The sequence below is a fragment of the Bacillus sp. FMQ74 genome (genome assembly GCF_001875785.1).
Classification (GTDB): Bacteria; Bacillota; Bacilli; order Bacillales; family Bacillaceae; genus Bacillus; species Bacillus stercoris.
In genome coordinates this window covers 59,884-80,399 of record NZ_MOEO01000011.1, presented here as the reverse complement: position 1 = coordinate 80,399, position 20,516 = coordinate 59,884, and the positions used below count along the sequence as shown (strand labels likewise).

The 20,516-nt window shown below is 45.2% G+C and carries 20 protein-coding genes; 10 read left to right on the top strand and 10 right to left on the bottom strand.

Features of this window, described 5'->3' with window-relative positions; all coding sequences use genetic code 11:
* Positions 1-26: 26 nt before the first annotated feature.
* Complete coding sequence (gntK, locus tag BLL41_RS18310) at positions 27-1,568, bottom strand: gluconokinase (protein ID WP_071578946.1); 1,542 nt, start codon at positions 1,566-1,568, stop codon at positions 27-29.
* A complete protein-coding gene (gene gntR, locus BLL41_RS18305) occupies positions 1,561-2,292 on the bottom strand; it encodes a gluconate operon transcriptional repressor GntR (protein ID WP_071578945.1) in 732 nt (243 codons plus the stop codon). Before gntR ends, gntK begins: the two co-directional genes overlap by 8 nt.
* A 195-nt stretch (positions 2,293-2,487) precedes the next feature.
* Here gntR and BLL41_RS18300 point away from each other — a divergent pair, with 195 nt between their 5' ends.
* Entirely contained in the window at positions 2,488-3,636 is a 1,149-nt protein-coding gene (locus BLL41_RS18300; protein ID WP_071578944.1) for a glycerate kinase, read from the top strand.
* 92 nt (positions 3,637-3,728) lie between these two features.
* Positions 3,729-4,760, top strand: coding sequence for a polysaccharide pyruvyl transferase family protein (locus BLL41_RS18295; RefSeq protein ID WP_071578943.1), 1,032 nt, complete (start codon positions 3,729-3,731; stop codon positions 4,758-4,760).
* 39 nt (positions 4,761-4,799) lie between these two features.
* Here BLL41_RS18295 and BLL41_RS18290 read toward each other — a convergent pair whose 3' ends face one another.
* The 3 genes from BLL41_RS18290 to BLL41_RS18280 all read right to left on the bottom strand — a co-directional run bounded on the left by BLL41_RS18290 (position 4,800) and on the right by BLL41_RS18280 (position 7,776).
* The gene (locus BLL41_RS18290) at positions 4,800-6,377 is read right to left on the bottom strand and encodes a Na+/H+ antiporter (protein ID WP_071578942.1); all 1,578 of its coding nucleotides are present in this window, start codon (positions 6,375-6,377) and stop codon (positions 4,800-4,802) included.
* Between the two features lie 332 nt (positions 6,378-6,709).
* Positions 6,710-7,402 carry an LrgB family protein gene (locus tag BLL41_RS18285; RefSeq protein WP_071578941.1) on the bottom strand — a complete coding sequence of 231 codons (693 nt, stop codon included), beginning with the start codon at positions 7,400-7,402 and terminating at the stop codon, positions 6,710-6,712.
* Complete coding sequence (locus tag BLL41_RS18280) at positions 7,372-7,776, bottom strand: CidA/LrgA family holin-like protein (protein WP_071578940.1); 405 nt, start codon at positions 7,774-7,776, stop codon at positions 7,372-7,374. Before BLL41_RS18280 ends, BLL41_RS18285 begins: the two co-directional genes overlap by 31 nt.
* Before the next feature lie 226 nt (positions 7,777-8,002).
* Between BLL41_RS18280 and BLL41_RS18275 the strand changes: the two genes are divergently transcribed.
* A complete protein-coding gene (locus BLL41_RS18275; protein WP_071578939.1) occupies positions 8,003-8,434 on the top strand; it encodes a MarR family winged helix-turn-helix transcriptional regulator in 432 nt (143 codons plus the stop codon).
* Between the two features lie 54 nt (positions 8,435-8,488).
* On the opposite strand, the gene BLL41_RS18270 is transcribed toward BLL41_RS18275, so the two are convergent.
* Positions 8,489-9,559: an SDR family oxidoreductase gene (locus BLL41_RS18270; RefSeq protein ID WP_071578938.1), complete on the bottom strand. Its 1,071-nt coding sequence runs from the start codon at positions 9,557-9,559 to the stop codon at positions 8,489-8,491.
* 129 nt (positions 9,560-9,688) lie between these two features.
* Between BLL41_RS18270 and yxaF the strand changes: the two genes are divergently transcribed.
* From yxaF to BLL41_RS18255, 3 genes are all read left to right on the top strand, one after another.
* Entirely contained in the window at positions 9,689-10,264 is a 576-nt protein-coding gene (gene yxaF, locus BLL41_RS18265; protein ID WP_071578937.1) for a transcriptional regulator YxaF, read from the top strand.
* A 91-nt stretch (positions 10,265-10,355) separates the two neighbouring features.
* Complete coding sequence (locus tag BLL41_RS18260) at positions 10,356-11,369, top strand: quercetin 2,3-dioxygenase (RefSeq protein ID WP_071578936.1); 1,014 nt, start codon at positions 10,356-10,358, stop codon at positions 11,367-11,369.
* Between the two features lie 107 nt (positions 11,370-11,476).
* Complete coding sequence (locus BLL41_RS18255; RefSeq protein ID WP_071578935.1) at positions 11,477-12,682, top strand: DUF418 domain-containing protein; 1,206 nt, start codon at positions 11,477-11,479, stop codon at positions 12,680-12,682.
* A 28-nt stretch (positions 12,683-12,710) separates the two neighbouring features.
* Here the strand turns inward: BLL41_RS18255 and BLL41_RS18250 are convergent, their stop codons facing one another.
* A complete protein-coding gene (locus BLL41_RS18250) occupies positions 12,711-13,166 on the bottom strand; it encodes an RDD family protein (RefSeq protein ID WP_071578934.1) in 456 nt (151 codons plus the stop codon).
* Positions 13,167-13,420: 254 nt separating this feature from the next.
* Between BLL41_RS18250 and BLL41_RS18245 the strand changes: the two genes are divergently transcribed.
* Positions 13,421-13,846, top strand: coding sequence for a DUF5391 family protein (locus BLL41_RS18245; protein ID WP_071578933.1), 426 nt, complete (start codon positions 13,421-13,423; stop codon positions 13,844-13,846).
* Between the two features lie 100 nt (positions 13,847-13,946).
* Positions 13,947-15,179 carry an outer membrane protein assembly factor BamB family protein gene (locus tag BLL41_RS18240; RefSeq protein WP_071578932.1) on the top strand — a complete coding sequence of 411 codons (1,233 nt, stop codon included), beginning with the start codon at positions 13,947-13,949 and terminating at the stop codon, positions 15,177-15,179.
* A 44-nt stretch (positions 15,180-15,223) separates the two neighbouring features.
* On the opposite strand, the gene BLL41_RS18235 is transcribed toward BLL41_RS18240, so the two are convergent.
* Together BLL41_RS18235 and BLL41_RS18230 are read right to left on the bottom strand one after the other, a co-directional pair.
* Complete coding sequence (locus BLL41_RS18235; RefSeq protein ID WP_071578931.1) at positions 15,224-15,691, bottom strand: RDD family protein; 468 nt, start codon at positions 15,689-15,691, stop codon at positions 15,224-15,226.
* Between the two features lie 205 nt (positions 15,692-15,896).
* Positions 15,897-17,234 carry an aldehyde dehydrogenase family protein gene (locus BLL41_RS18230; protein WP_071578930.1) on the bottom strand — a complete coding sequence of 446 codons (1,338 nt, stop codon included), beginning with the start codon at positions 17,232-17,234 and terminating at the stop codon, positions 15,897-15,899.
* A 141-nt stretch (positions 17,235-17,375) separates the two neighbouring features.
* Between BLL41_RS18230 and BLL41_RS18225 the strand changes: the two genes are divergently transcribed.
* Complete coding sequence (locus BLL41_RS18225; RefSeq protein WP_071578929.1) at positions 17,376-18,518, top strand: TetR/AcrR family transcriptional regulator; 1,143 nt, start codon at positions 17,376-17,378, stop codon at positions 18,516-18,518.
* Between the two features lie 663 nt (positions 18,519-19,181).
* Here BLL41_RS18225 and BLL41_RS18215 read toward each other — a convergent pair.
* Positions 19,182-20,003: an SDR family oxidoreductase gene (locus BLL41_RS18215; protein ID WP_071578927.1), complete on the bottom strand. Its 822-nt coding sequence runs from the start codon at positions 20,001-20,003 to the stop codon at positions 19,182-19,184.
* 116 nt (positions 20,004-20,119) lie between these two features.
* Between BLL41_RS18215 and BLL41_RS18210 the strand changes: the two genes are divergently transcribed.
* Positions 20,120-20,371: a hypothetical protein gene (locus BLL41_RS18210; protein ID WP_071578926.1), complete on the top strand. Its 252-nt coding sequence runs from the start codon at positions 20,120-20,122 to the stop codon at positions 20,369-20,371.
* The last annotated feature ends 145 nt before the right edge of the window (positions 20,372-20,516 follow it).

The window sequence follows — 20,516 nt, the reverse complement described above, 5'->3', positions numbered from 1 at the left end:
TAATGCCCTCCCCTTCATGTCATGTACTATTTGTGTGTGATTAAGCCCCTCTGATAATTTGCAATTTGCGTATATTGATTTTCTAATGATCTTGATAGATTGATGAAAATCGGCATTAATGTTCTGTACTCTTTGGCTGAGTCTTCGATCGGCGTATGTCTGTATGTGCTGCCGATCATGTCGGACACGGCGTCGAAAGAATCGATTTTTCCTGTTGCATACAGGCCTAAAATGCAGGCGCCGAGACATGAGCTTTCGTAGCTTTCCGGAACGACAACCTCTGATTCGAAGATGTCCGACATCATTTGGCGCCAAACCTCCGACCTTGCAAATCCCCCTGTCGCTTGGATGCGGGTTACCGGGCCATCCATGCATTCTGTTAACGCCAGGAACACCGTGTACAGGTTGTAAATGACGCCCTCCAATGCGGCGCGTATCATATGCTCTTTCTTATGCGACATAGTCAGGCCAAAAAAGGAGCCGCGTACATCTGGGTTCCACAACGGAGCACGTTCTCCAGCGAGATATGGGTGGAACAGCAGACCGTCAGAACCGGGTCTGACGCGTTGGGCAATTTTCGTCAGCACGTCATATGGATCAATGCCCAGCCGAGTCGCTGTTTCGATTTCGGAAGAGGCAAACTCGTCTCTGATCCAGCGAAGGACGATGCCCCCATTGTTCACAGGTCCCCCGATCACCCAATGCTTGTCCGTCAAGGCGTAGCAGAAAATTCTCCCTTTTTCATCGGTTTGCGGCTTGTCAATAATTGTCCGGATGGCACCGCTTGTTCCAATGGTGACGGCGATTTCGCCTTTTTTAATGGCGTTGACGCCGAGGTTGGAGAGCACGCCGTCGCTGGCCCCGATAACAAAAGGCGTTTCCGGATCGATTCCCATCTGGATTGCTATTTCAGGGCTGCAATGCTGAAAGATCTCGGTTGTCGGCACGAGTTTGGATAAGTGATCCGGTGTGATTCCTGCGATTCGCAGTGCCTCTTCGTCCCAATTCAAGCTTTTCAGGTTCATCATGCCTGTCGCTGATGCCAAGGAGTAATCGATGACATACTCATTGAACAGCTGTTTAAACATGTACTCTTTGATGCCGATATATTTTTTTGCCTTGGAAGCGATTTCTTTCCGTTCATTCGTGATCCAGGCAATTTTACTTAACGGCGACATCGGATGAATCGGTGTTCCCGTCCGTTTGTACACCTCATGTCCGTTCAACTCATCTTTGATCTTATGCGCCCAGCTTTCGCTTCGGTTGTCGGCCCATGTGATGCATGGCGTCAGCGGCTTGTCATTTTCGTCGATTGCAATGACGCTGTGCATGGCGCTGCTGAACGAAATGAAAGAGATCTGTTTTTCGGGATGCTGTTTTGTAATTCTCGCTGTTGTTTGGATGACGGCCTGAAAAATCTCTTCCGGATTTTGTTCAGCTGTTGAGATGTCCGGTGTATAGAGCGGGTAGCCGATGCTTTCTTTCTGTACCACATCTCCGTTTTCACTGAATAGCACAGCTTTTGTGCTTGTCGTGCCGATATCGATTCCTAACATATAACTAGTCATTGTTGTATTCAGCTCCTTTTGCCAGCATTTGTTGTGAGAGCCACAGGTCTTCTACCTTTTCTTGCACATCATCAAAGTTTTGGTGAAGTGACTGAATCATCAGCGCCCTATCCTTTGTTTTGATGGCTTGAATATAAAGCTCATGGTTATCTAAAATCCTTGTGAAGTCTTCGTATTTTTCCTTTAAACGTACCCGCATGGATAAAAGAATAAAGCTTTCCATGACAGGTTTTAGATTGTTCCAGATCATTTGAATGTATGAATGATCGATCGCTCTGATAATCGTTTCATGGAACAGCACATCTTGAAATGAAAATTCGTCAGCGTCTTCATACTTGATTGAAACTTTCATCATTTCGAGAATTTTGCTGAGATCCTTAACTAAAGGCTCAATGTCTATTTTGACAAGCCGTTCAAAGACAAATGTTTCTAATAGTAAACGCACATCATAAATTTCCGCGATTTCCTTCTCAGTTAAACCAATTACGACCGCTCCCATTCGTTCTAAGCGGATGATTTTTTCGGATGCAAGTATTTTTAGCGCTTCGCGAACCGGCGAACGGCTTACTGAAAACTCGGCGGCGATGGTATTTTCTGATAAAATGGTACCGCTTTCAATCAGGCCTGAAACGATCCGCATTCTCAGCTCGTATGCGACACGAACCCCGGTTGACGCTTTTGAGAGCCATTTTGCGGGATACAACAGGTCTTTGGAGTCTAGCATACACTCACCTTCCTCACTCAAGGAGTATACTTGTATACAAGTATGATAACGTGAATGTTTCTTTTATGCAAACACTTTCATTTCTAATTTTTAATTAAATTTTTACCATATTACATAGTATTTATTTCCAGCGTGAGTGTGGTACATTGGAGATCAGTAGGTTAAGTGAATCATGTTTTGAAAGAGGCGATTTGGATGAAAATCATCATTGCACCTGATTCTTTTAAGGAAAGTTTATCAGCTCTGGAGGCCGCCGACGCGATAGAAAGAGGTTTCAAATCGGTCTTTCCGGGTGCTGATTACAGAAAATTGCCGATGGCGGACGGCGGGGAGGGAACCGTCCAGTCGCTGGTTGATGCCACAAATGGAAGGTTCCTAGAGCAGGTTGTAACAGGACCGCTGGGGGAACCGGTAAAAGCGTTTTTTGGCATGATGGGTGATGGGAGAACAGCTGTGATTGAAATGGCTGCTGCTTCGGGGCTGCATCTGGTGCCCGTTGATAAACGAAATCCGCTCGTCACTACAACAAAAGGAACGGGAGAATTAATCGGAGCGGCTCTTGATGCGGGAGCGGAGCGTTTGATCATCGGAATCGGCGGAAGCGCTACGAACGATGGGGGAGCTGGAATGATCCAGGCATTGGGCGGAAGGCTTCTTGATGACTCAGGACGCGAGATCGGCCCAGGGGGCGGCGCGCTATCTCAGCTTGCATCAATAGATATCAGCGGGCTTGATCCCAGGTTGCAGAATGTCAAACTGGAAGTCGCCTGTGACGTGGACAATCCGTTAACAGGGCCAAAAGGAGCTACGGCTGTTTTCGGGCCGCAAAAAGGCGCGACGTCCGACATGATGGATGTACTAGACCAGAACTTAAGCCATTTCGCTGATATCGCAGAAAAAGTGCTCGGAGCAACCTTACGAGAAAGAGAGGGCGCCGGTGCAGCGGGCGGACTTGGGTGGAGCCTGCTGACTTTTCTTCAGGCTGACTTGAAAAGAGGCATTGATATTGTTCTTGAAGCGGTTGATTTTGAAAATATCGTTCAGGATGCTGATCTTGTAATTACCGGTGAGGGGCGGATTGACAGCCAAACGGTTCACGGAAAAACGCCGATCGGGGTGGCCAAGGCAGCTAAATCATACGATGTGCCCGTCATCGGCATTGCGGGATCAATATCACCGGACAGTGATGCCGTCTACCAGCACGGCATCGATGCGCTTTTCAGCATCGTTCCCGGAGCCGTGCCTCTAGAAGACGCGTTTGAACATGCCGCGGAATATATGGAAAGAACGGCGCGGGACATCGCGGCGTCTATCAAATTGGCGAAAACGATGTTTTTGATATAGCCGGTGCACATGCCAATGCATAGCCATCCTTCTTTTGGGGTAGAGACAGTTAACACATAATGAGGAATTCATCCCAGAAGGAGGACGCAGATATGACTGTACAAGAAATCAAAGGCAAAAAACTAGTAAAAGGCATTGCGCCAAATGTGGAGCCGGAAGCTCTGTTAAATGATAAACGAAAGGTATTTTTGTTTGGTTCCCCTAGTTACACAAACATTGGCGACCAAGCGATTGCGTATGCGGAAGAGAAATTTATCAAAAATCACTTTCCGTATTATGAATACATTGAGATTATGGATTATGCGACGGATGAGGGCATTGAACTGGTGAAGGAGATCATTCGTGAAGACGATATTGTCTGCTTTACAGGCGGAGGGAACTTAGGAAACCTTTATCTCGATATTGAGGAAGACAGAAGAAAGGTCTTCTCGGCGTTTAAAGACTACAAATCGATTTCTCTGCCACAATCCGTTTATTTTGAGGATACAGAGGAAGGACAGAAGGAAAAGAAAAAAACACAGGATGCGTACCATCAAAATACAAACTTAACGATTGCCGCGCGTGAGACGCAAACACTGGATGTGGTGAAAGAGACCTTCAACTCCAATGTGATCTTTACACCGGACATGGTGTTATCCTTGGATATTGTGCCGCGAGAGCTCGAGCGGGACGGCGTTCTCTTTATTTTAAGAGCGGATAAGGAGAAAGTGACTGACGAAGATTTTATTTCACAGATGAAGAAGTGGGCAGAAAAAACAACTTACACGGAGCGTACCGATACGGTGCTGGATACGGTCGACACCATCGATTACGCCGATCGTGAAAAGCATTTTATGGAGATGCTAGACCGCATCGGCTCCAGTAAATTGGTGATTACCGACCGCCTTCACGCGATGATTTTCTCGATTATCACGAAAACACCTTGCCTTGTCTTCGGAAATAGCTATGGCAAAGCCAAACATTCATACCGGGATTGGCTTGAAAGCTTAAACTTCATTGAGTATACGGATAAGAATGATGTTGAGGAACTGGAGCGTATGATTGACCGCCTGCTTCAAGCAGAGCCGAATGACGTTGATTTGTCTAAGGATTTTCAGCCGCTGATTGATTTTTTTAGATCATAAAGGAAAAAGCAGACTGCTGACAGTCTGCTTTTTTGTGGATTAATGATCGTCTTCCAAACGAACGATTTCATCAATGATCCGGGATTGCTCTTGCTCAGCCACTTCGTTTGAGATGATATCTTCTTTTGATAGGTTTTCAATCGCTTGGTATTGGGCGTATAACGAATGTTTCTTCAAGATAGTTTGTTGTTTGTTTTTGAGTTCCGGGTATGTTTCGAATAATTGATTTGTTTGTTGATGCAGCCGGCTGACCTCTTCTTTGTATTGGTCTGTCAGTTCGCTGGAGACAGCTTCGTGTATAAGCAAATGGTGTTTGGCTTGCTGGACTTCTTTGATGGCGGTTTCTAAGCGATGTCCTTTTGCCAGCAGTTCCTCATATTCCTGATTGCCTTCATCTTTTTGGTTCACACCTAACCGTTCAAGAAGCGGTTTGATGCTGAGGCCCTGGACAACGAGGGAGAATAAAACAACACTGAAGCCGAACACAAGAATGTCTTCACGCCCGGGAAAGTCTCTCGGCAGGCTCAGCACCAGTGCGATGGATAGAGAACCCTTCAGCCCGCCCCAATTAATCGTATGCTGCCATGAAGCCGGAAAGTTTTTGATAAAGGCCAGACTGATATAGACGGCGGCACTTCGGGCGATGAGCACAATCACAATCGCCGTAACGGCCAAACCCCATTTATCAGTGAGGTCAATTCTCGTAATCTCAAGCCCGACCATTAGAAAGACAAGGGAGTTCGCAAGCAAGGCGGCGACGTCCCAAAAGTTATTGATATTCAGCTTTGTCGTCGGGCTCATGCCGATTCGTGCGCCATAATTGCCGAAAATCAGTGCGGCGACTACGACAGCGATTACCCCGGAGGCACCTGCCATTTCCGCTAATAGAAATGAGCTGTAAAACAGAATGATACTGAAAATAATTTCTAAAGGGTAATCATCAAAGTATTTGGTGAGCTGGGAAAAGACATATCCAAGTATGCCTCCGATGATCAGGCCGAGAGAAATCACTTTGACAAACTCCCACAGGCCTAAACCGGCGCCTTGGATGCCGAGATCCAGATAAGTCATCAAGTAAAAAGCGGAAATGTTGAACAATACAACCGCCAGCCCGTCATTGAACAGGCTTTCTCCTTCAACGACGATCGAAAGCTTTTTCGGCGCGCCGACACTTTTGAATATGGACAGCACACTCACGGGGTCAGTCGCACTCATCAGCGCCGCAAAAACAAACGCCGCTGGAATGGCCAGATGCATAAGCCACATGGAAGAAAAGCCAACGATCAGAAACGAGATGAGTGTACCGCCGAAAGCCAGCGCCAGAACGGGCCGTTTGTTTTCTCTCAAGTGGGAAAAAGGAAGTTTCAGCGCCGCTTCTCCTAATAAAGCCGGCAAGAACAGTGTTATGATGACGAAGTTAAAGACTTCCCCTTCCGTAATAAAATCTTTAAGCGGCTCTAAGAGCGGAATATGTACAAGTCCAATGATCGTTCCGACAATCACAAGTGCGATGGGATAAGGCTGCCTGCATTTCTTGGCAATCGCAGTGATCCCGGCTGCGATCATAATCAGCAAAAAACCTAGTTCGAAAATATGATGCAAGTCTAAGTGGTCCAATTTGAACCTCCTTTATGTTAATCGTGCAACGAAAGAATTACCCTCATTTTGTGAATGATAAACATATCTTATGTAAGACAGCTCTATGTCAGTCTGGAGAAAGCAAAAAAGCAGGCAATTTGCCGGCTTTTGGTTTCTTATTCTATAAGCCAATGGAATTTACTGCACTCGACACATGAGCACGGACTTTATCAAATGATAATTGATCCTTGATTTTATCAGTGACACTGTCAATTGCTTTTCCTGACATAATATTTAATGATCAGTTTACTATCTCCGCGTCACGATTACACACAAAAAAAGACTGCCCTCCTCCGGGGGAGTCTTTCTTGTTAAATATGAAACAGCCAGACGACGAGCGGGCCGAAGAATGAGCCGAGCACCGCACAAAGCGTCATGGAGACGGAACTCATGGAGACGGCCAGTTCCCCATATTCCAATGCTTTGGAGGTGCCTAGTGCGTGGGAGGCGCTGCCTAATGCAATGCCTTGTCCAAGGGAACTGCGTATGCGAAGCCATTTTAAGAAAAGCGGCCCTAGGATGACGCCTGAAAAGCCCGCAATCATGACAAATACGACTGTCATGGAAGGGACGCCGCCAAGACCGGCGGCGATCTGAATAGCGACAGGGGTTGTGATCGACTTTGGCAGAATGGATAATAAGAGATCATGATCAATCCCGAATGCTTCTGCGAAGATCAGCCCGCTGATCATTCCCATGCATAATCCGACCAGGACGCCGCCTAGAATGGGAACACAATGTTTGACAATGATATGCCATTGTTTATAAAGCGGATAGGCCAGTGCCACGACAGCCGGCCCAAGCAAAGAATTGATCCATTTCCCCCCGATCATATAGCCTTCATAGGAAACATGAAATATCATCAAAACCGCTACAATCAAAATGGTTGTTGTCAGAACAGGGATCAGAAATGGAAGCGGGAATCGTTTATAGAGTTTGGCCATTGCTACATAAGCGGCAACTGTTAAAAGAATTATAATGATCGCGATACATGCTTGCTGCATTTCTCTTTCTCCTCACGTTTTTTTGCTTTTTTCTCTAATAGCTGGCTGGCGAATCCAGCTGCAATAATGGTGACGATGGTGCTGAGTACGACTGTAATCAGCAGCATCAGACCATTGAATGAAATAAGTGACGGATAGTTCATCACTCCTGTCATGGCCGGGATGAACAATAATGGAAGAAAGGACAATAAAAACCCTGATCCGTCTTCAATGATGGAGACGGGAACAATACGAAGGCCCAGGCAGATCAGCAGCAATACCAATCCGACGATGCTTCCTGACACGGGTAAATGAAACAGATGCTGAATGGCTTCCCCGATCATAAAAAATACATATAATATCAACACTTGCAAAATAATTCGTATGACTTGCACATCAAGTGCTGCTCTCCAATGAGAACAGCTTCCTCCTTTCTGGTGCTTGCTTCTAGGATGGTTCTGAGGAATCGCTTTACTTTCTTTTTATATGATTGTACTATACAAGTATAATAATTGATTTAGTCATATAACGACTTGTATTTATTCAGTTAATGTACATTTGTATTATACAAGTATATATGATGTTGTCAATGCCGGAGATTGGAATAGGGAGCGAGAGCGATTGCAAAATCAAAATCCAGTTGAATTAATTGAATATGAGCTGACGACATTTATCAGGAGAGCTGTTTATCTGGATCAATCAGAGAAAAGAACAGGGAAATTGGAGAGGTCTTCGTACTTATTGCTGAGACAATTGGATGAGTTTGGGCCTGCTCGTGTTAAGGAATTGGCAGAATCGTTTAAGCTTGATATTTCTACTCTTTCAAGACAAGCAGCTGCATTAGAGGCAAAGGAGCTCATCTATCGCTTCTCAGACCCGTCTGATGGGAGAGTCAGCCTGTTTACCATTACAAAACTCGGTAAACAAATTTTAAAAGCCGATCAGCAAAAGCGCCTTGAACGTTATGAACAGATGCTGCAAGAATGGTCAACACAGGAAAAAGAGATGTTCGGCGAGCTGCTGCGGCGTATGAACAAGGCTTTTATTGATTAACAGCAAAAACCCATGGTTCGCTGGAACAGCATGGGTTTTTCTTATGGGCAGAGATTATCTGCATCGTTTGGCGGCAGCCCAAGCCACTAGTCCGGTAACAACAGCCGCCGATACAATCGGGCGCTTCGTCGCCTTCGTGTAGTAGCTTCTTGACCTCATCCATCCTTTATTTGTTCCTCTGTTATGCATACCGTAGCCCGCATCATAAAGCGCGCTTTCTTCTCGCGGTTTGGACGGTCTTTCGGCATGCTGGCTGTGATACATGATTTTTTCCATCAGTCTGTCGGTCAGACGAGGGAAAAGCGCGCCCAGCATGGCGATGGCTTTGGCCTGTGAGCCGATGTACATGTCGCGCTTAGGGTGTTCGGCAGCAAACAGGATAGCTTCGGCGACCGCTTCCGGCGGATAGATCATGGAGCGATAATGAGCCGGCTGTTTGTCAAGGTAGCTGTGCGCATGCTCGTTATAAGGTGTATCAATTCTGCCCGGGTGGATGAGCGTGACCGAGACGGGCGCCTGTTCCTTTTCGAGCTCCATTCGGATGCTTTCCGTCCAGCCGTGAAGCGCGAATTTGGCAGATGCATATGTGGATTGAATGACCGTTCCCCTGTCTCCGAACAGGCTTCCTACATTAATGAGTGCGCCCGGCACACCTCTGCCGGTGTAGTGTTTGACAGCCGCTCTTGTTCCGTAAACGGGTCCCCAGAAGTTTGTGTCAAACATCCGCTTCATGTCTTCGACGGTGACGTCCATGGCATGTCCGAAAGTCGAGACGGCCGCATTGTTGACCCATGTGTCAAAGCGGCCGAATGTGCTGATCGCGGTTTCTGCGATGCGGTTGACGTCCTCTTCTTTTCCGACATCCGCCTTTACCCATATGGCGTCGTGCCCTTTTTCCTTAAGTTCATCCGTGAGCTCCTTCAGCGCGTCTTCATTTCGCGCTGCTGCCACGACCTTTGCGCCTTTTTCAGCTGCCATTCTCGCCGTGACAAGTCCGATACCGCTTGAAGCGCCGGTAATGACAATCACTTGATCCTTGAGTTTTTTCAGTTTGATCTTCGTTTTCATGCCGGGGTTCTGTTGTTCAAGCTGTTCTGTATTCGTGACTGAATAATCGTTTGTCATTGAGATCCCTCCTAGAGGCTGTTTTTCTACATTTACCCCATCCGGGAGGGTCTTACCCCTTTTGACAATCACAGGGTTCTTTTTTATATTATATAAGTCGCTCTACCATACCTAGGAGGGAATGTTTTAATGACTAGCAGAGGAGATTCACGTGAAAAAATCCTTCACACGGCGTCACGTCTGTTCCAGCTGCAAGGATATCACGCGACAGGTTTGAACCAGATTGTGAAAGAAAGCGGTGCTCCTAAGGGATCGCTTTATCACTTTTTTCCGAATGGCAAGGAAGAATTAGCAATTGAAGCGGTTACATATACAGGGAAATTGATTGAACATCTGATACAGCAAAGCATGGATGAGTCCTCTGATCCAATAGAAGCGATTCAGCTTTTTATCAAAAAAACAGCCAGCCAATTCGACAACGCAGAAAGCATTACAGGTATTCCAGTCGGTTTGCTGGCGAGTGAGACAGCGTTAATCAGTGAACCGCTGCGGACGGTTTGCATGAAGGTGTTTCAAAGCTGGGAAGCGGTTTTTGCCAGAAAATTAATGGAAAACGGATTTGCAGAAGAAGAAGCAAACCAGCTTGGAATGCTGATTAATTCGATGATTGAGGGCGGTATTATGCTTTCGTTAACGAATAAAGACAAAACGCCCCTTCTTCTCATTGCCGAACAAATACCAGTGCTGGTGAGAAAAAAAGGGTAGCATTTTGTTATCCTTTCTCCTACAATTATATAGAACGGTCTAGTCAGATAGTTATAGTATATAGACTGGTCTAAATTGGAGGAAACGATATATGAAAACATTATGGAAACATTCATTGCCTAAAGAAAAAATGCCTTATTTGCTCCGGAGCGGAGAAGGCAAGCACTATCTGTTCGGCAGACAGGTTGCCACGGTGATGGCGAATGGAAGGAGCACCGGCGACCTGTTTGAGATCGTGCTGCTTTCGGGGGGAAAAGGAGATGCCTTTCCGCTTCACGTCCACAAGAATACACATGAAGGAATTCTCGTTTTGGACGGGAAGCTGGAGCTGACGCTTGATGGAGAACGCTATTTATTGATATCAGGTGATTATGCCAACATTCCGGCGGGGACACCGCACAGCTACCGGATGCAGAGCCACAGAACAAGACTGGTATCTTACACGATGAAAGGAAACGCAGCCCACATGTATTCCGTGATTGGGAATCCGTATGATCACGCTGAACATCCGCCGTTCGCAAGCGAAGAAGTGCCAAACGAGCGATTTGCAGAAGCTGCCGCTGTAGCGGACATTGCATTTCTAAATGAAGAAAAACCTGTTTGTTCGGCAACATTAGCGGAACTTACAAAGCTTCCGGATGGAGCTGTTCCATACGTTCTTGAATCTGGAGAAGGAGATCGCCTGTTGACGGGAGATCAGCTTCACCGTATTGTGGCTGCCCAAAAAAATACAGACGGCCAGTTTATCGTCGTAGTATCAGACGGCCCTAAAGGCGACCGAATCGTTGATCACTACCATGAACATCATACAGAAACATTTTATTGCCTTGAAGGGCAGATGACGATGTGGGCAGATGGCCAGGAAATTCAGCTGAACCCGGGAGATTTCCTGCATGTCCCTGCAAATACTGTCCACTCCTATCGACTGGATTCTCATTATACAAAGATGGTGGGCGTCTTGGTTCCAGGATTATTTGAACCGTTTTTCCGGACGTTAGGCGACCCGTATGAAGGCCACATTTTCCCAAGTGCGCCTCAGGATCTGCGCTTCGACCGTGTTTTGCAGAATATTGAAGCACTGGATTTAAAGGTGATGAAACCATAAAGATGACAGGATTGTAAGGTTTTCATGACTGCCTGACACCTAAATCGATGGTTCTGAGCTCCTTTTTTTCATACCCTTAAGGTACAGAAAAAAGGAGCGTGATGGTTATGTCTTCATTACAGCCGACTTTGGCAAATGAGCGGATCGGTGTGCTTGATGTGCTGAGAGGAATGGCGATTTTCGGCATCTTATTTGTCAATCTGGCACATTTCAGTTATCCGGATATGTATTTGTCTATGCTTGGAAAAGAGAATTTTTTCACAGATAAGTGGTCTGAAGCTGATTTTGCTGCCGCCGCCATACTGAAATTCTTCATCCAAACAAAATGTATTTTATTGTTTTCCTTTTTATTTGGATTTGGCATGGTTGTCATGATGGAGAGAGCCGTAAACAAAGGGAGGCGGTTTGTTCCGTTATATGCGAGAAGGTTAGCAGCGCTTCTCTTGTTTGGAACGATTCATGCCTTTTTGATATGGGACGGGGATATTTTAACAGAATATGCCCTGCTTGGTTTTGTCCTGCTCTTGTTTCGAAAAGCAAAGCCGAAAACACTGCTGATATGGGCGGTCTCTTTGTATCTTCTGTTTTCCATTCCGTTCATGTTGACAAGTTTTGATCAATCATACGGACAGGAATGGGTACAAGCGGTAACGCAGCAGGCAAAGCAAGCGATGCATGTTTATGGAAGCGGCAGCCTGAGGGACATTGCAGTGCAGCGGATCCACGATCGACTTGTTTACATGTCTTCGAATGGCATGCTTACGTATAATCCGCTCAACTTCTTGTTTGCATCCATTCCTTATTTCAGCATGTTTTTGCTGGGAGCTGCGGCGGCAAAGTCACGGTATTTGCACGAACCGGAAAAGCATCGGAAAGGATTAAAAAGGTTATGGATAGCCGGGCTTGTCATCGGCATCGGCGCCCAGGTGCTGTACAGTGTAACGGATAAAGAAATATGTTTGCTGATTGGCGCACCTTTCCTAATGTTTTTCTATGTTACAACGGTTGTCTATCTTTATCATAAAACAAGAGTGAGAACAGTGCTGCAATTCTCCGCTGTTGGGAGGATGGCATTTACCAATTATCTGATGCAGTCTATTGTATGTACTTGGATTTTTTATCATTACGGCTTGGGCCTGTATGGAAAAGTGTACCCTGCTGCCGGTGTGCTCATTACGATTGCTGTTTGTGCTTTTCAAATGGTCTTCAGCCATCTTTGGCTTCGTGTCTTTCGGATGGGGCCGTTTGAGTGGCTGTGGAGAAGCGCTACGTATCTGTCGTGGCAGCCTATTGTAAAGAAAACAAAAGTCTAGACGCCTATTGGCGCTAGACTTTTTTGTATTATTTATACACGACACGTGTTTTGCAAATGATGTCATGCAGACCTTTTTTCTCACCAAAGGCGATCATGATAAACCCAATATAAAAGATGATTCCAGATAAGATATAGGCAAAGTAACGGCCAATTGCCTGTCCGATAGAAACCCGTTCACCTTGTTCATTGACCACTTTCAGGCCAAGAATTTTTTTGCCGAGTGTACCCTGTATTTTAGATGCTGTGAGCAGTCCGTAATATAACACACTGATGACGATCATGATCAGCATAGTAGGCAAAAATGCAATCGTCATGTATGTCACCATATACTCCTCTTGGGTCATGTAAGGGTTAGCTGCCACAGCCCCAGCTACAAACACAGAATTGATAATAAATAGAATAATATAACTAGGAACAGATACAATAATGCCATCAATAAAATAAGCTAAAAAACGAATCCAAAACCCTGCTGGTTTTTCCATGTATTTTTCTCTCTCCTCTGAATTAATCTGGAACAGTATACTTTGAAAAACAAGTACATGCAATATGGTATGGTGATAAAATCCTGATATTCCAGAAAAATGAGTCTTTTATCCTTTGTTTTTTACTATATAAATCTACTAGAAAGAAGCATAGCATTTGTTTGTGTATTATGGAATTTATTAATAAATAATGAATTTTCTACTTAGCTCTTTTATAATGAAAAGGTTAATATTTCTATCTAAGGAGGAGTTTGATGTCTAGAAAAAATAGCGTGGCGATCATGACGGCCATTTCTGCGTTTCTTTTTTGCGCTGTGATCGTGGCGGCTTCACTTTCGCCGCTGGCCGGAACGGGAGCGGCGGCCAATCAGTTTAATTCAGTTGGCATGTGGTCATCTGTCGGGATGATCCTTGTCTTGTATTTCATTCCTTTTCTCATTTATATGCTCGGAGTAGATGCGATGAGATATGTCATGGCGGTGCTTTGCGGCTTTGGGCTGCTGATCCATTTGTCTTCGGCCGGTTTTAGCTTGATGTTTAGTTTCTTTAGTGACCACCTGCTTTCCGAGGTGATTTTTGTGGCCGGGGTTAGTCTCGCTGCGGCGGCTGTCAACGTCATTTGGTTTGTGGCTGCGTTTCGTTCGGGTGCTGAAAAAACGTCTGCGCACACTCTTACATAGTTTTCTAGTATGTGGTGGTTTTGTGAAGTGGAATTATAAAATGGATGAATATGTTATGATGGTAACATATTAGAAAATACATATAATGGGGGTCTCAATGATGGTTAAGTCATTTCGAATGAAAGCTCTGATAGCGGGAGCTGCGGTGGCGGCGGCTGTTTTGGCCGGCGCTGTTTCTGATGTGCCCGCTGCCAAAGTGCTTCAGCCGACAGCTGCTTATGCGGCGGAAACGGTGTTTTCTCAAAATAATGGAGCATCCGGCTTTTTGACAGGAAGATATGATGTACAAGCGATGGCGCCTGCCATGTTCAACTGGTCACGCGAAAGCCGGTTCGCCGGAAATACAGACGGGACGCTGAAATGGCAAAACGACATCAGAACGACTCCACAAAATGGAGCGGGGGCTGTGATTGACGGAGACGGCACAGTATATCTTCATTCCAGAGACGGGGAAATGAAAGCCTTTAATCCAGACGGCTCAGTCAAATGGGTGACGGGCAATCTTGGAAAAACATATACGCAATCTCCTGTACTTGGGACCAACGGCGTTATCTATTTGGCATCCTATGACAAAAAGATTTATTTTATCGACAAAGAAACGGGAGAAATTTTAACAACGGTTCCGTTAAGCGGCGGGCCAAGCTCTGAAACGGTGATCGGTTCAGACGGGACGTTGTATTTCTCAACACTTGATAATTATGTTCACGCGGTCAAACCGACGTCCAAATCAACTTGGACAGAACGCTGGAAGTTGAAAACAAATGGTGTCGTCAGCTCTGTGCCGGTGCTTGCCTCAAACGGCACCGTGTATGTCGGCACATACAATAACGTATTTTATGCGATTAATTCCGGAACCGGACAGGTGAAATGGTCCAGAACGACGTCAAATGCGTTTAAAGGATATCCGGTGATTGATAAGGATGGCACCGTTTATGCCGGCAACCAAGACGGACAGCTGTATGCGTATACGTCAACAGGCAGCTTAAAATGGACGTTCCCGCTGAACGGGTTCTCAAGTTCATCGCCTGCGATCGACCATAACGGCAACATCTATATCGGCTCAGGAAGCGGCGAGCTGTTTTCCATCAGCAAAAACGGGGATATGAACTGGTCATTCTACACAGAAGGCCCTGTCAGAACGGCGCCGCTGATTGACGCGAAGGGAACGGTTTATTTCGGGTCAGATGATATGAAGGTTTATGCGGCGGACGCAAACGGCAATGAATTATGGAGCTATCAAACGGACAGCAACGTCGTGTCATCTCCGCAGCTTGCTGAGGACGGAACGCTTTATATTGGAAGTTATACGAAGCTGATGGCTTTTGGAAAATAGAAGAACAGGCTGGCGAGGTGATCTCGGCAGCCTGTTTTTGGGTATCAATCAAGATGTTTATTTTTATAGATAACCTTTGTCCCGCAAATATAATCGTGTAATGCCAGTTTAGAGGGGAAAGCCGCCATAATGTAACCGATATACAAAATTCCTGATGGTATGTAAGCGAAAAAACGGCCAAAGCTGTGCCAAAATGAAATTCGCTCACCATACTGATTGACAACGATGATGCCCATGAGTTTTTTGCCTAGTGTTGCTTGCATTTTTGAAGAAGTCAGCAAGCTATAATAAAGAATGCCGAAGATATATATGATGGCGATAACAGGGATCGTCCCGAATATCAGGATATAAAATTTATATTGACCTTCTGTCATATAGGAGCTTCCTGCATCAATGAGAGGCAGGACAATGAAGGTGTTAATTTGGATCATAATAAAAGCAAAAAAATAGATAATTAAATCATCAATAATAGAGGCAACTGCCCGAATCCAAAATCCAGCTGGCTTTTCCATGTATAATATTCTCTCCTTTGAAGTTTTCTGGGATATTATACGTTAGAGGCTGTGCGGTTTCAATGAGATATACTAGAGGAATTTGGTCTCGTAGTGAAAATGGTATTTTATCACTATATATTTCTTTATTTTACCTTTTTATCTTTAGGTGAATAGAACGATAAAAAGAGAACCTGCAAGTTAATGCAGATTCTCTTCACTACAATTATTTAGCGGCTTGAATCAATACACCCTTCTCATGAGAAAACTCTTTGAATCCGTATACCCCATGATAGGAGCCGATTCCGCTTGTGTTGACGCCGCCGAACGGCAGGTTGACGTCGCTGAAATGGACGACAACATCATTGATGGCGGCATTCCCTGATGTCGTGTGCTGAAGGACGTTGTCAATCAGGTCTTGGTTATGGCTGAATACGTAAAGCGCAAGTGGTTTATCGCGATCATTTACGTAATCGATGACCTCGTCGATGTCTTCATAATTCATCATCGGCAGGATCGGTGCGAAGATTTCCTCCTGCATGATTTTCATATCAGGCGTGACGTTTTTCAAAACGGTTGGCGAGATCGTGCGGTCGCTGGCATCAAATACGCCGCCGAACACGACTTCCGCCCCTTTTTCAATAGCGTCGTCGAACAGGTCTTTGACGCGGTTGAAGTTGCGGTCGTTGACGATTTGCGTAAATTTGCTGCGGTCTGGGTTGCGATCATCCTCCATAAATCCTGCGTTGACAATTGTTTGTAAAATGCCCGCGAACCTGTCCTGAACGTCTTTTTTAATGAACAGGTAATCAGGTGCGATGCAGGTTTGGCCGGCGTTTACGAATTTACCGACGGCGATTTTTTTCGCTGCGTCCATGAGATCGTATTCACTGTCGATAATCGTTGGGCTTTTGCCGCCAAGCTCAAGTGTGACAGATGCCAAGTGTTTGGCCGCCGCTGTCATGACAATTTTCCCGACATTTGTGCTTCCAGTGAAGAAAATATGGTCGAACGGCTGATCAAGAAGCTCGGTTGCCACCTCAACCTCTCCTTCAAAAATCGCGACTTCTTTTTCATCAAAAGCGTCTCTTATCACTTTAGCGGCAATGTTGCTTGTGTTCATCGTAAAATCGGACAGCTTCACAATCGCGCTGTTTCCGGCTGCGAGAGAAGCGGCAAGCGGCGCCATTGTCAGCATAAACGGGTAGTTCCACGGGCCGAGAATGAGTGTGACACCTTTAGGCTCGTACATAAGAATCCCGTTTGCGTCAGGGCTTAACGATGAACCGACTTCTTTAGGCGCCATCCATTGTTCCAGGTTATTCATATTATCTCTGATCGCTTTTTTTGTTCCTTCGATTTCCGCTTTTTTGACTTCGTGATATGGTTTGCGGACGTCTTTGCGGATCGCATCAATGATTTCTTCTTCATGAGCGATGACGGAATCTAAAAAGCGCTGAAGCTTTTCTCTGCGCTGTTCCGCTGTTGAAGCACGCAAGGCTTTTTGCTGTTTTTTCTGAAGCTGAAAGACACGCTGGATGTCGTCCTTTACTTGCTGTTCCATTATAAGATCCCCCTCATTTGCTTTCTTCTTTTCTCGGACCTATTATAAGGTGGTACCTTTTTATAAGAAAGACAACGGTGAACCATCTATACGTTACCGTACATATATCGAACATCTGTCTAATGATTGGAGGTGTCTTTTGTGCCGGAATCTGCCGAAGCTCAAGTGAAACAGGCGCTGCTGGCTTTATTGGAAGAAAGAGATATTCAACATATCACAATGAAAGAAATCGCTGAGAAGGCCAAAGTGAGTCGCGGATCGCTCTACCTTTATTATGAGGATAAGTTTTCAATCATTGAGGATTTACTCGAAGACATGAAGGAAGGGCTGGGCAAAGCGCTTTTTGACGCCTTCAGTCATATGGATACCCTCCATTTGAACAATAAACGGCAAACGGTGCATCCGACGCTGTCCTTTGTTCACGAGCATCGATCCTTTTTTTCAGTGATGATGAACAGAGGGCATTTCCATCGTTTTTTTAAGGATGTGTTTCAGCATGATGTGCTGCTGACTCCGATCCATGTGAATTTGACGCCGATTGAACGGGACATTTACGGACATTACCGGGCTTTGTACACGTACGCAATTATCCTGTATTGGCTGAATGAGGATGCGGCCGCGACTCCGGAAGCTATCAGCCAAAAGGTATGGGAGCTTGTTTCTCTAAAGAGATTTTATTGGCTGTTTGGACAAGCTGTGCCAGGAGAGCGAGAGAAGGACAAGCAAATCGACAGGCGGGTGGTTCGAACGAGAGAGGCGCTTCAGCAGGCATTTCTGGACGTATTGGCGGAGAAACAAGACTACGCGGCCATCACGATTTCGGATATTACGCGCAAAAGCAATATCCGCCGCGCAACTTTTTATGATCACTACGCCAATAAAGAGGAATTGCTCCAAACCATGATACAGCGATCATGTACTGAGATCATTGATCACTTGACGATAGCCTCCAGCCCGAATACGTTTTCCTTAAAGGAAGCGGAGAAGGCGCTCGCCAATCTGCTTTCTGATTTATCAAACATGCCCATTGTCCATTTTCTTAATCGGGAATGGGGTGTTCCTCATGTGATACCTAATATGTTCAAAGCGCTAAAATCGTTTTATCTGCATCAGCAAACTGATATTCACGCGGAGAAAAAGCTTTATGCCCATTATGTATCCGCGATGATTATCGGGCTGATTTTGTATCGGCTGGATGAAGGGAAGGCGCATCCGCCTGAAGTGCTGGCGAGGGAGTTTTTGCAGTTTTTGGATGTGAAGAAGTATAAGGTTGTATTGCTATAAACGAGAAAATCAGCCTGCGGAGTTACTTCAATATGTTTCGAAAAGGAAATCTTAGAGAGGTAACCGTTACAACGGATATAAATTCGCCCGGATACTCAGTCCGGGCTTTGTGTCGTTATGTCACTTGTTCTTTTGCGTTTCTTTCTTTTCTTTCAAGGTGAGATTTAAAAATAGAAGGGCCAAAAGAATCAGAGCAATGTTCACCGACCAAGATTTCCAGCTTGAAGCAGGGTCTAAAATCGTGTTGAAAAGCAAGTGAATGATAGAAGAAAATGAAAAGAGTAAAAATAATAGTTTGTTTTGCGACATAAATTGCGTGCCTTTCTGTCAAATTTTATTTTTATACTACTGTAAACCTAATAAGGGATATACTTTAAATATTCATTGAATTTTTGGTACTTTTAGCTCGAAAAGTACATAGTTAAAATAGATAAGATATAAAGCAAGGTTAAAAATACTCATCCCTGTTAATCTCCAATAAATGCTAAATTTATTGTAAAATATATCTGGATAAATGCAATATGTAGTTGTATTTCACTTGAAAAAAAGAAATACAATGAAGAGGGAGCTTAACCTGATGATTCAGGTTGAGCTCCCTTTTATTTTGCTATATCTATGGCTGATTCATATTTGTTAATTAACGCACAAAATTGCGCAGCATGTCTATTTCGTTTCTTCCTTCCACTTATCATCAATCAGCATCTTCCCAGGCCATGTATATGCCATGATGCCGCCGTCTGCGGTGATGTCTTCTCCTGTAACGTATGAGCTGTCGTCTGACGCGAGGAACAGCGCTACTGTCGCCATTTCCTTCGGCTGGCCAAGGCGGCCGAGCGGCGTGATCCATTTGTTGGCTTCGCGGAATGCTTCGCCCATTTCCTGTTCTTTGGTGCCTGCTAATTTGTCAATCAGCGGGGTCTCGATCGTACCTGGCGAAATGGAATTGACGCGGATGCCGTCTCGTGCGTAGTCGATGGCCATCGCCTTTGTCAGGTTGGTGATTCCGCCTTTTGCCGCGTTGTAGCCAGAGCGGTCGAGGTCCGCGGCCCGGCCTGACATGGAGGAGGTATTGATGATGGAGCCTCCTTTTTCGAGCATGAGCGGAATCAGATATTTGCTGCAAAGGAACGTGCCTCGCAGGTCGACGGCGATAATGCGGTCAAACAGGTCAACCGGATATTCGTGCACCTTTCCGCCCTCCTGGTCAACGCCGGCATTATTAAACAGAATATCAATGGTTCCGTATGCCTCCTTGATTTGATCAGCAAATGCTTTCACACTGTTTTCATCTGACACATCGAGGTGAAAGGATTCGGCCTGTCCTCCGTTTTTTCTGATTGCGTTCACTGTTTCTTCCATTTGATCTGTATTGATATCTCCGATCATCACGCGCGCGCCTTCATTGGCAAAAACCTCTGCCGTCGCTTGACCAATGCCGGTCGCGGCGCCTGTGATCACTGCTGTTTTGTTTTCAAGTCTTCCCATGATACGAGACCTCCTTTTACTATTTGTCTTCCCGCTGTGTACAGTGATAAACATGCGAGAAAAGAAATGCCAGCATATGTTAAGATGAATTAGAAATTGTTGGGAGGTTTGTAAGTTTGAAGGTACAGCATAAGAAGGAGCTCAAATTTTATTGCTTCGTGACCATTCCATCTGCATTTGTTGTGCTGACTGTCATCTCTTTTTTATTGCAAGAGATTACGTTTCCGGTGACTGCAAGCGCATTTCTGGATGCTTCATGGCATAATCTATTGTTTTTGATACCGTTCGGTTTGTTTTTCTACCCGGTGCATATATGGATGAAGCGGGAGTTTGGCCGCTGGAATGACGCAGAAAAAAAGAGAGAATGATGAAGCCTCTCTTTTTTATTAGAATGAGTGTGAAAAAGAGTGAAAACAAGCCCAACTAATGTTAAATTTACATATATATGCATCTATCAATCTAATTGACAATTGTCACCGTATGTGATAAATAGATGCTGAAAAGGGTTTACAT

Coding starts and splice junctions, on each gene's coding strand:
- BLL41_RS18300 (WP_071578944.1), top strand. CDS start 2,488: ATGAAAATCATCATTGCACCTGATTCTTTTAAGGAAAGTTTATCAGCT.
- BLL41_RS18235 (WP_071578931.1), bottom strand. CDS start 15,691: ATGGAAAAGCCAGCTGGATTTTGGATTCGGGCAGTTGCCTCTATTATT.
- BLL41_RS18285 (WP_071578941.1), bottom strand. CDS start 7,402: ATGCAGCAAGCATGTATCGCGATCATTATAATTCTTTTAACAGTTGCC.
- BLL41_RS18240 (WP_071578932.1), top strand. CDS start 13,947: ATGGTTAAGTCATTTCGAATGAAAGCTCTGATAGCGGGAGCTGCGGTG.
- BLL41_RS18270 (WP_071578938.1), bottom strand. CDS start 9,559: ATGACAAACGATTATTCAGTCACGAATACAGAACAGCTTGAACAACAG.
- BLL41_RS18230 (WP_071578930.1), bottom strand. CDS start 17,234: ATGGAACAGCAAGTAAAGGACGACATCCAGCGTGTCTTTCAGCTTCAG.
- BLL41_RS18245 (WP_071578933.1), top strand. CDS start 13,421: ATGTCTAGAAAAAATAGCGTGGCGATCATGACGGCCATTTCTGCGTTT.
- BLL41_RS18215 (WP_071578927.1), bottom strand. CDS start 20,003: ATGGGAAGACTTGAAAACAAAACAGCAGTGATCACAGGCGCCGCGACC.
- BLL41_RS18255 (WP_071578935.1), top strand. CDS start 11,477: ATGTCTTCATTACAGCCGACTTTGGCAAATGAGCGGATCGGTGTGCTT.
- yxaF (WP_071578937.1), top strand. CDS start 9,689: ATGACTAGCAGAGGAGATTCACGTGAAAAAATCCTTCACACGGCGTCA.
- BLL41_RS18295 (WP_071578943.1), top strand. CDS start 3,729: ATGACTGTACAAGAAATCAAAGGCAAAAAACTAGTAAAAGGCATTGCG.
- BLL41_RS18260 (WP_071578936.1), top strand. CDS start 10,356: ATGAAAACATTATGGAAACATTCATTGCCTAAAGAAAAAATGCCTTAT.
- gntK (WP_071578946.1), bottom strand. CDS start 1,568: ATGACTAGTTATATGTTAGGAATCGATATCGGCACGACAAGCACAAAA.
- gntR (WP_071578945.1), bottom strand. CDS start 2,292: ATGCTAGACTCCAAAGACCTGTTGTATCCCGCAAAATGGCTCTCAAAA.
- BLL41_RS18250 (WP_071578934.1), bottom strand. CDS start 13,166: ATGGAAAAACCAGCAGGGTTTTGGATTCGTTTTTTAGCTTATTTTATT.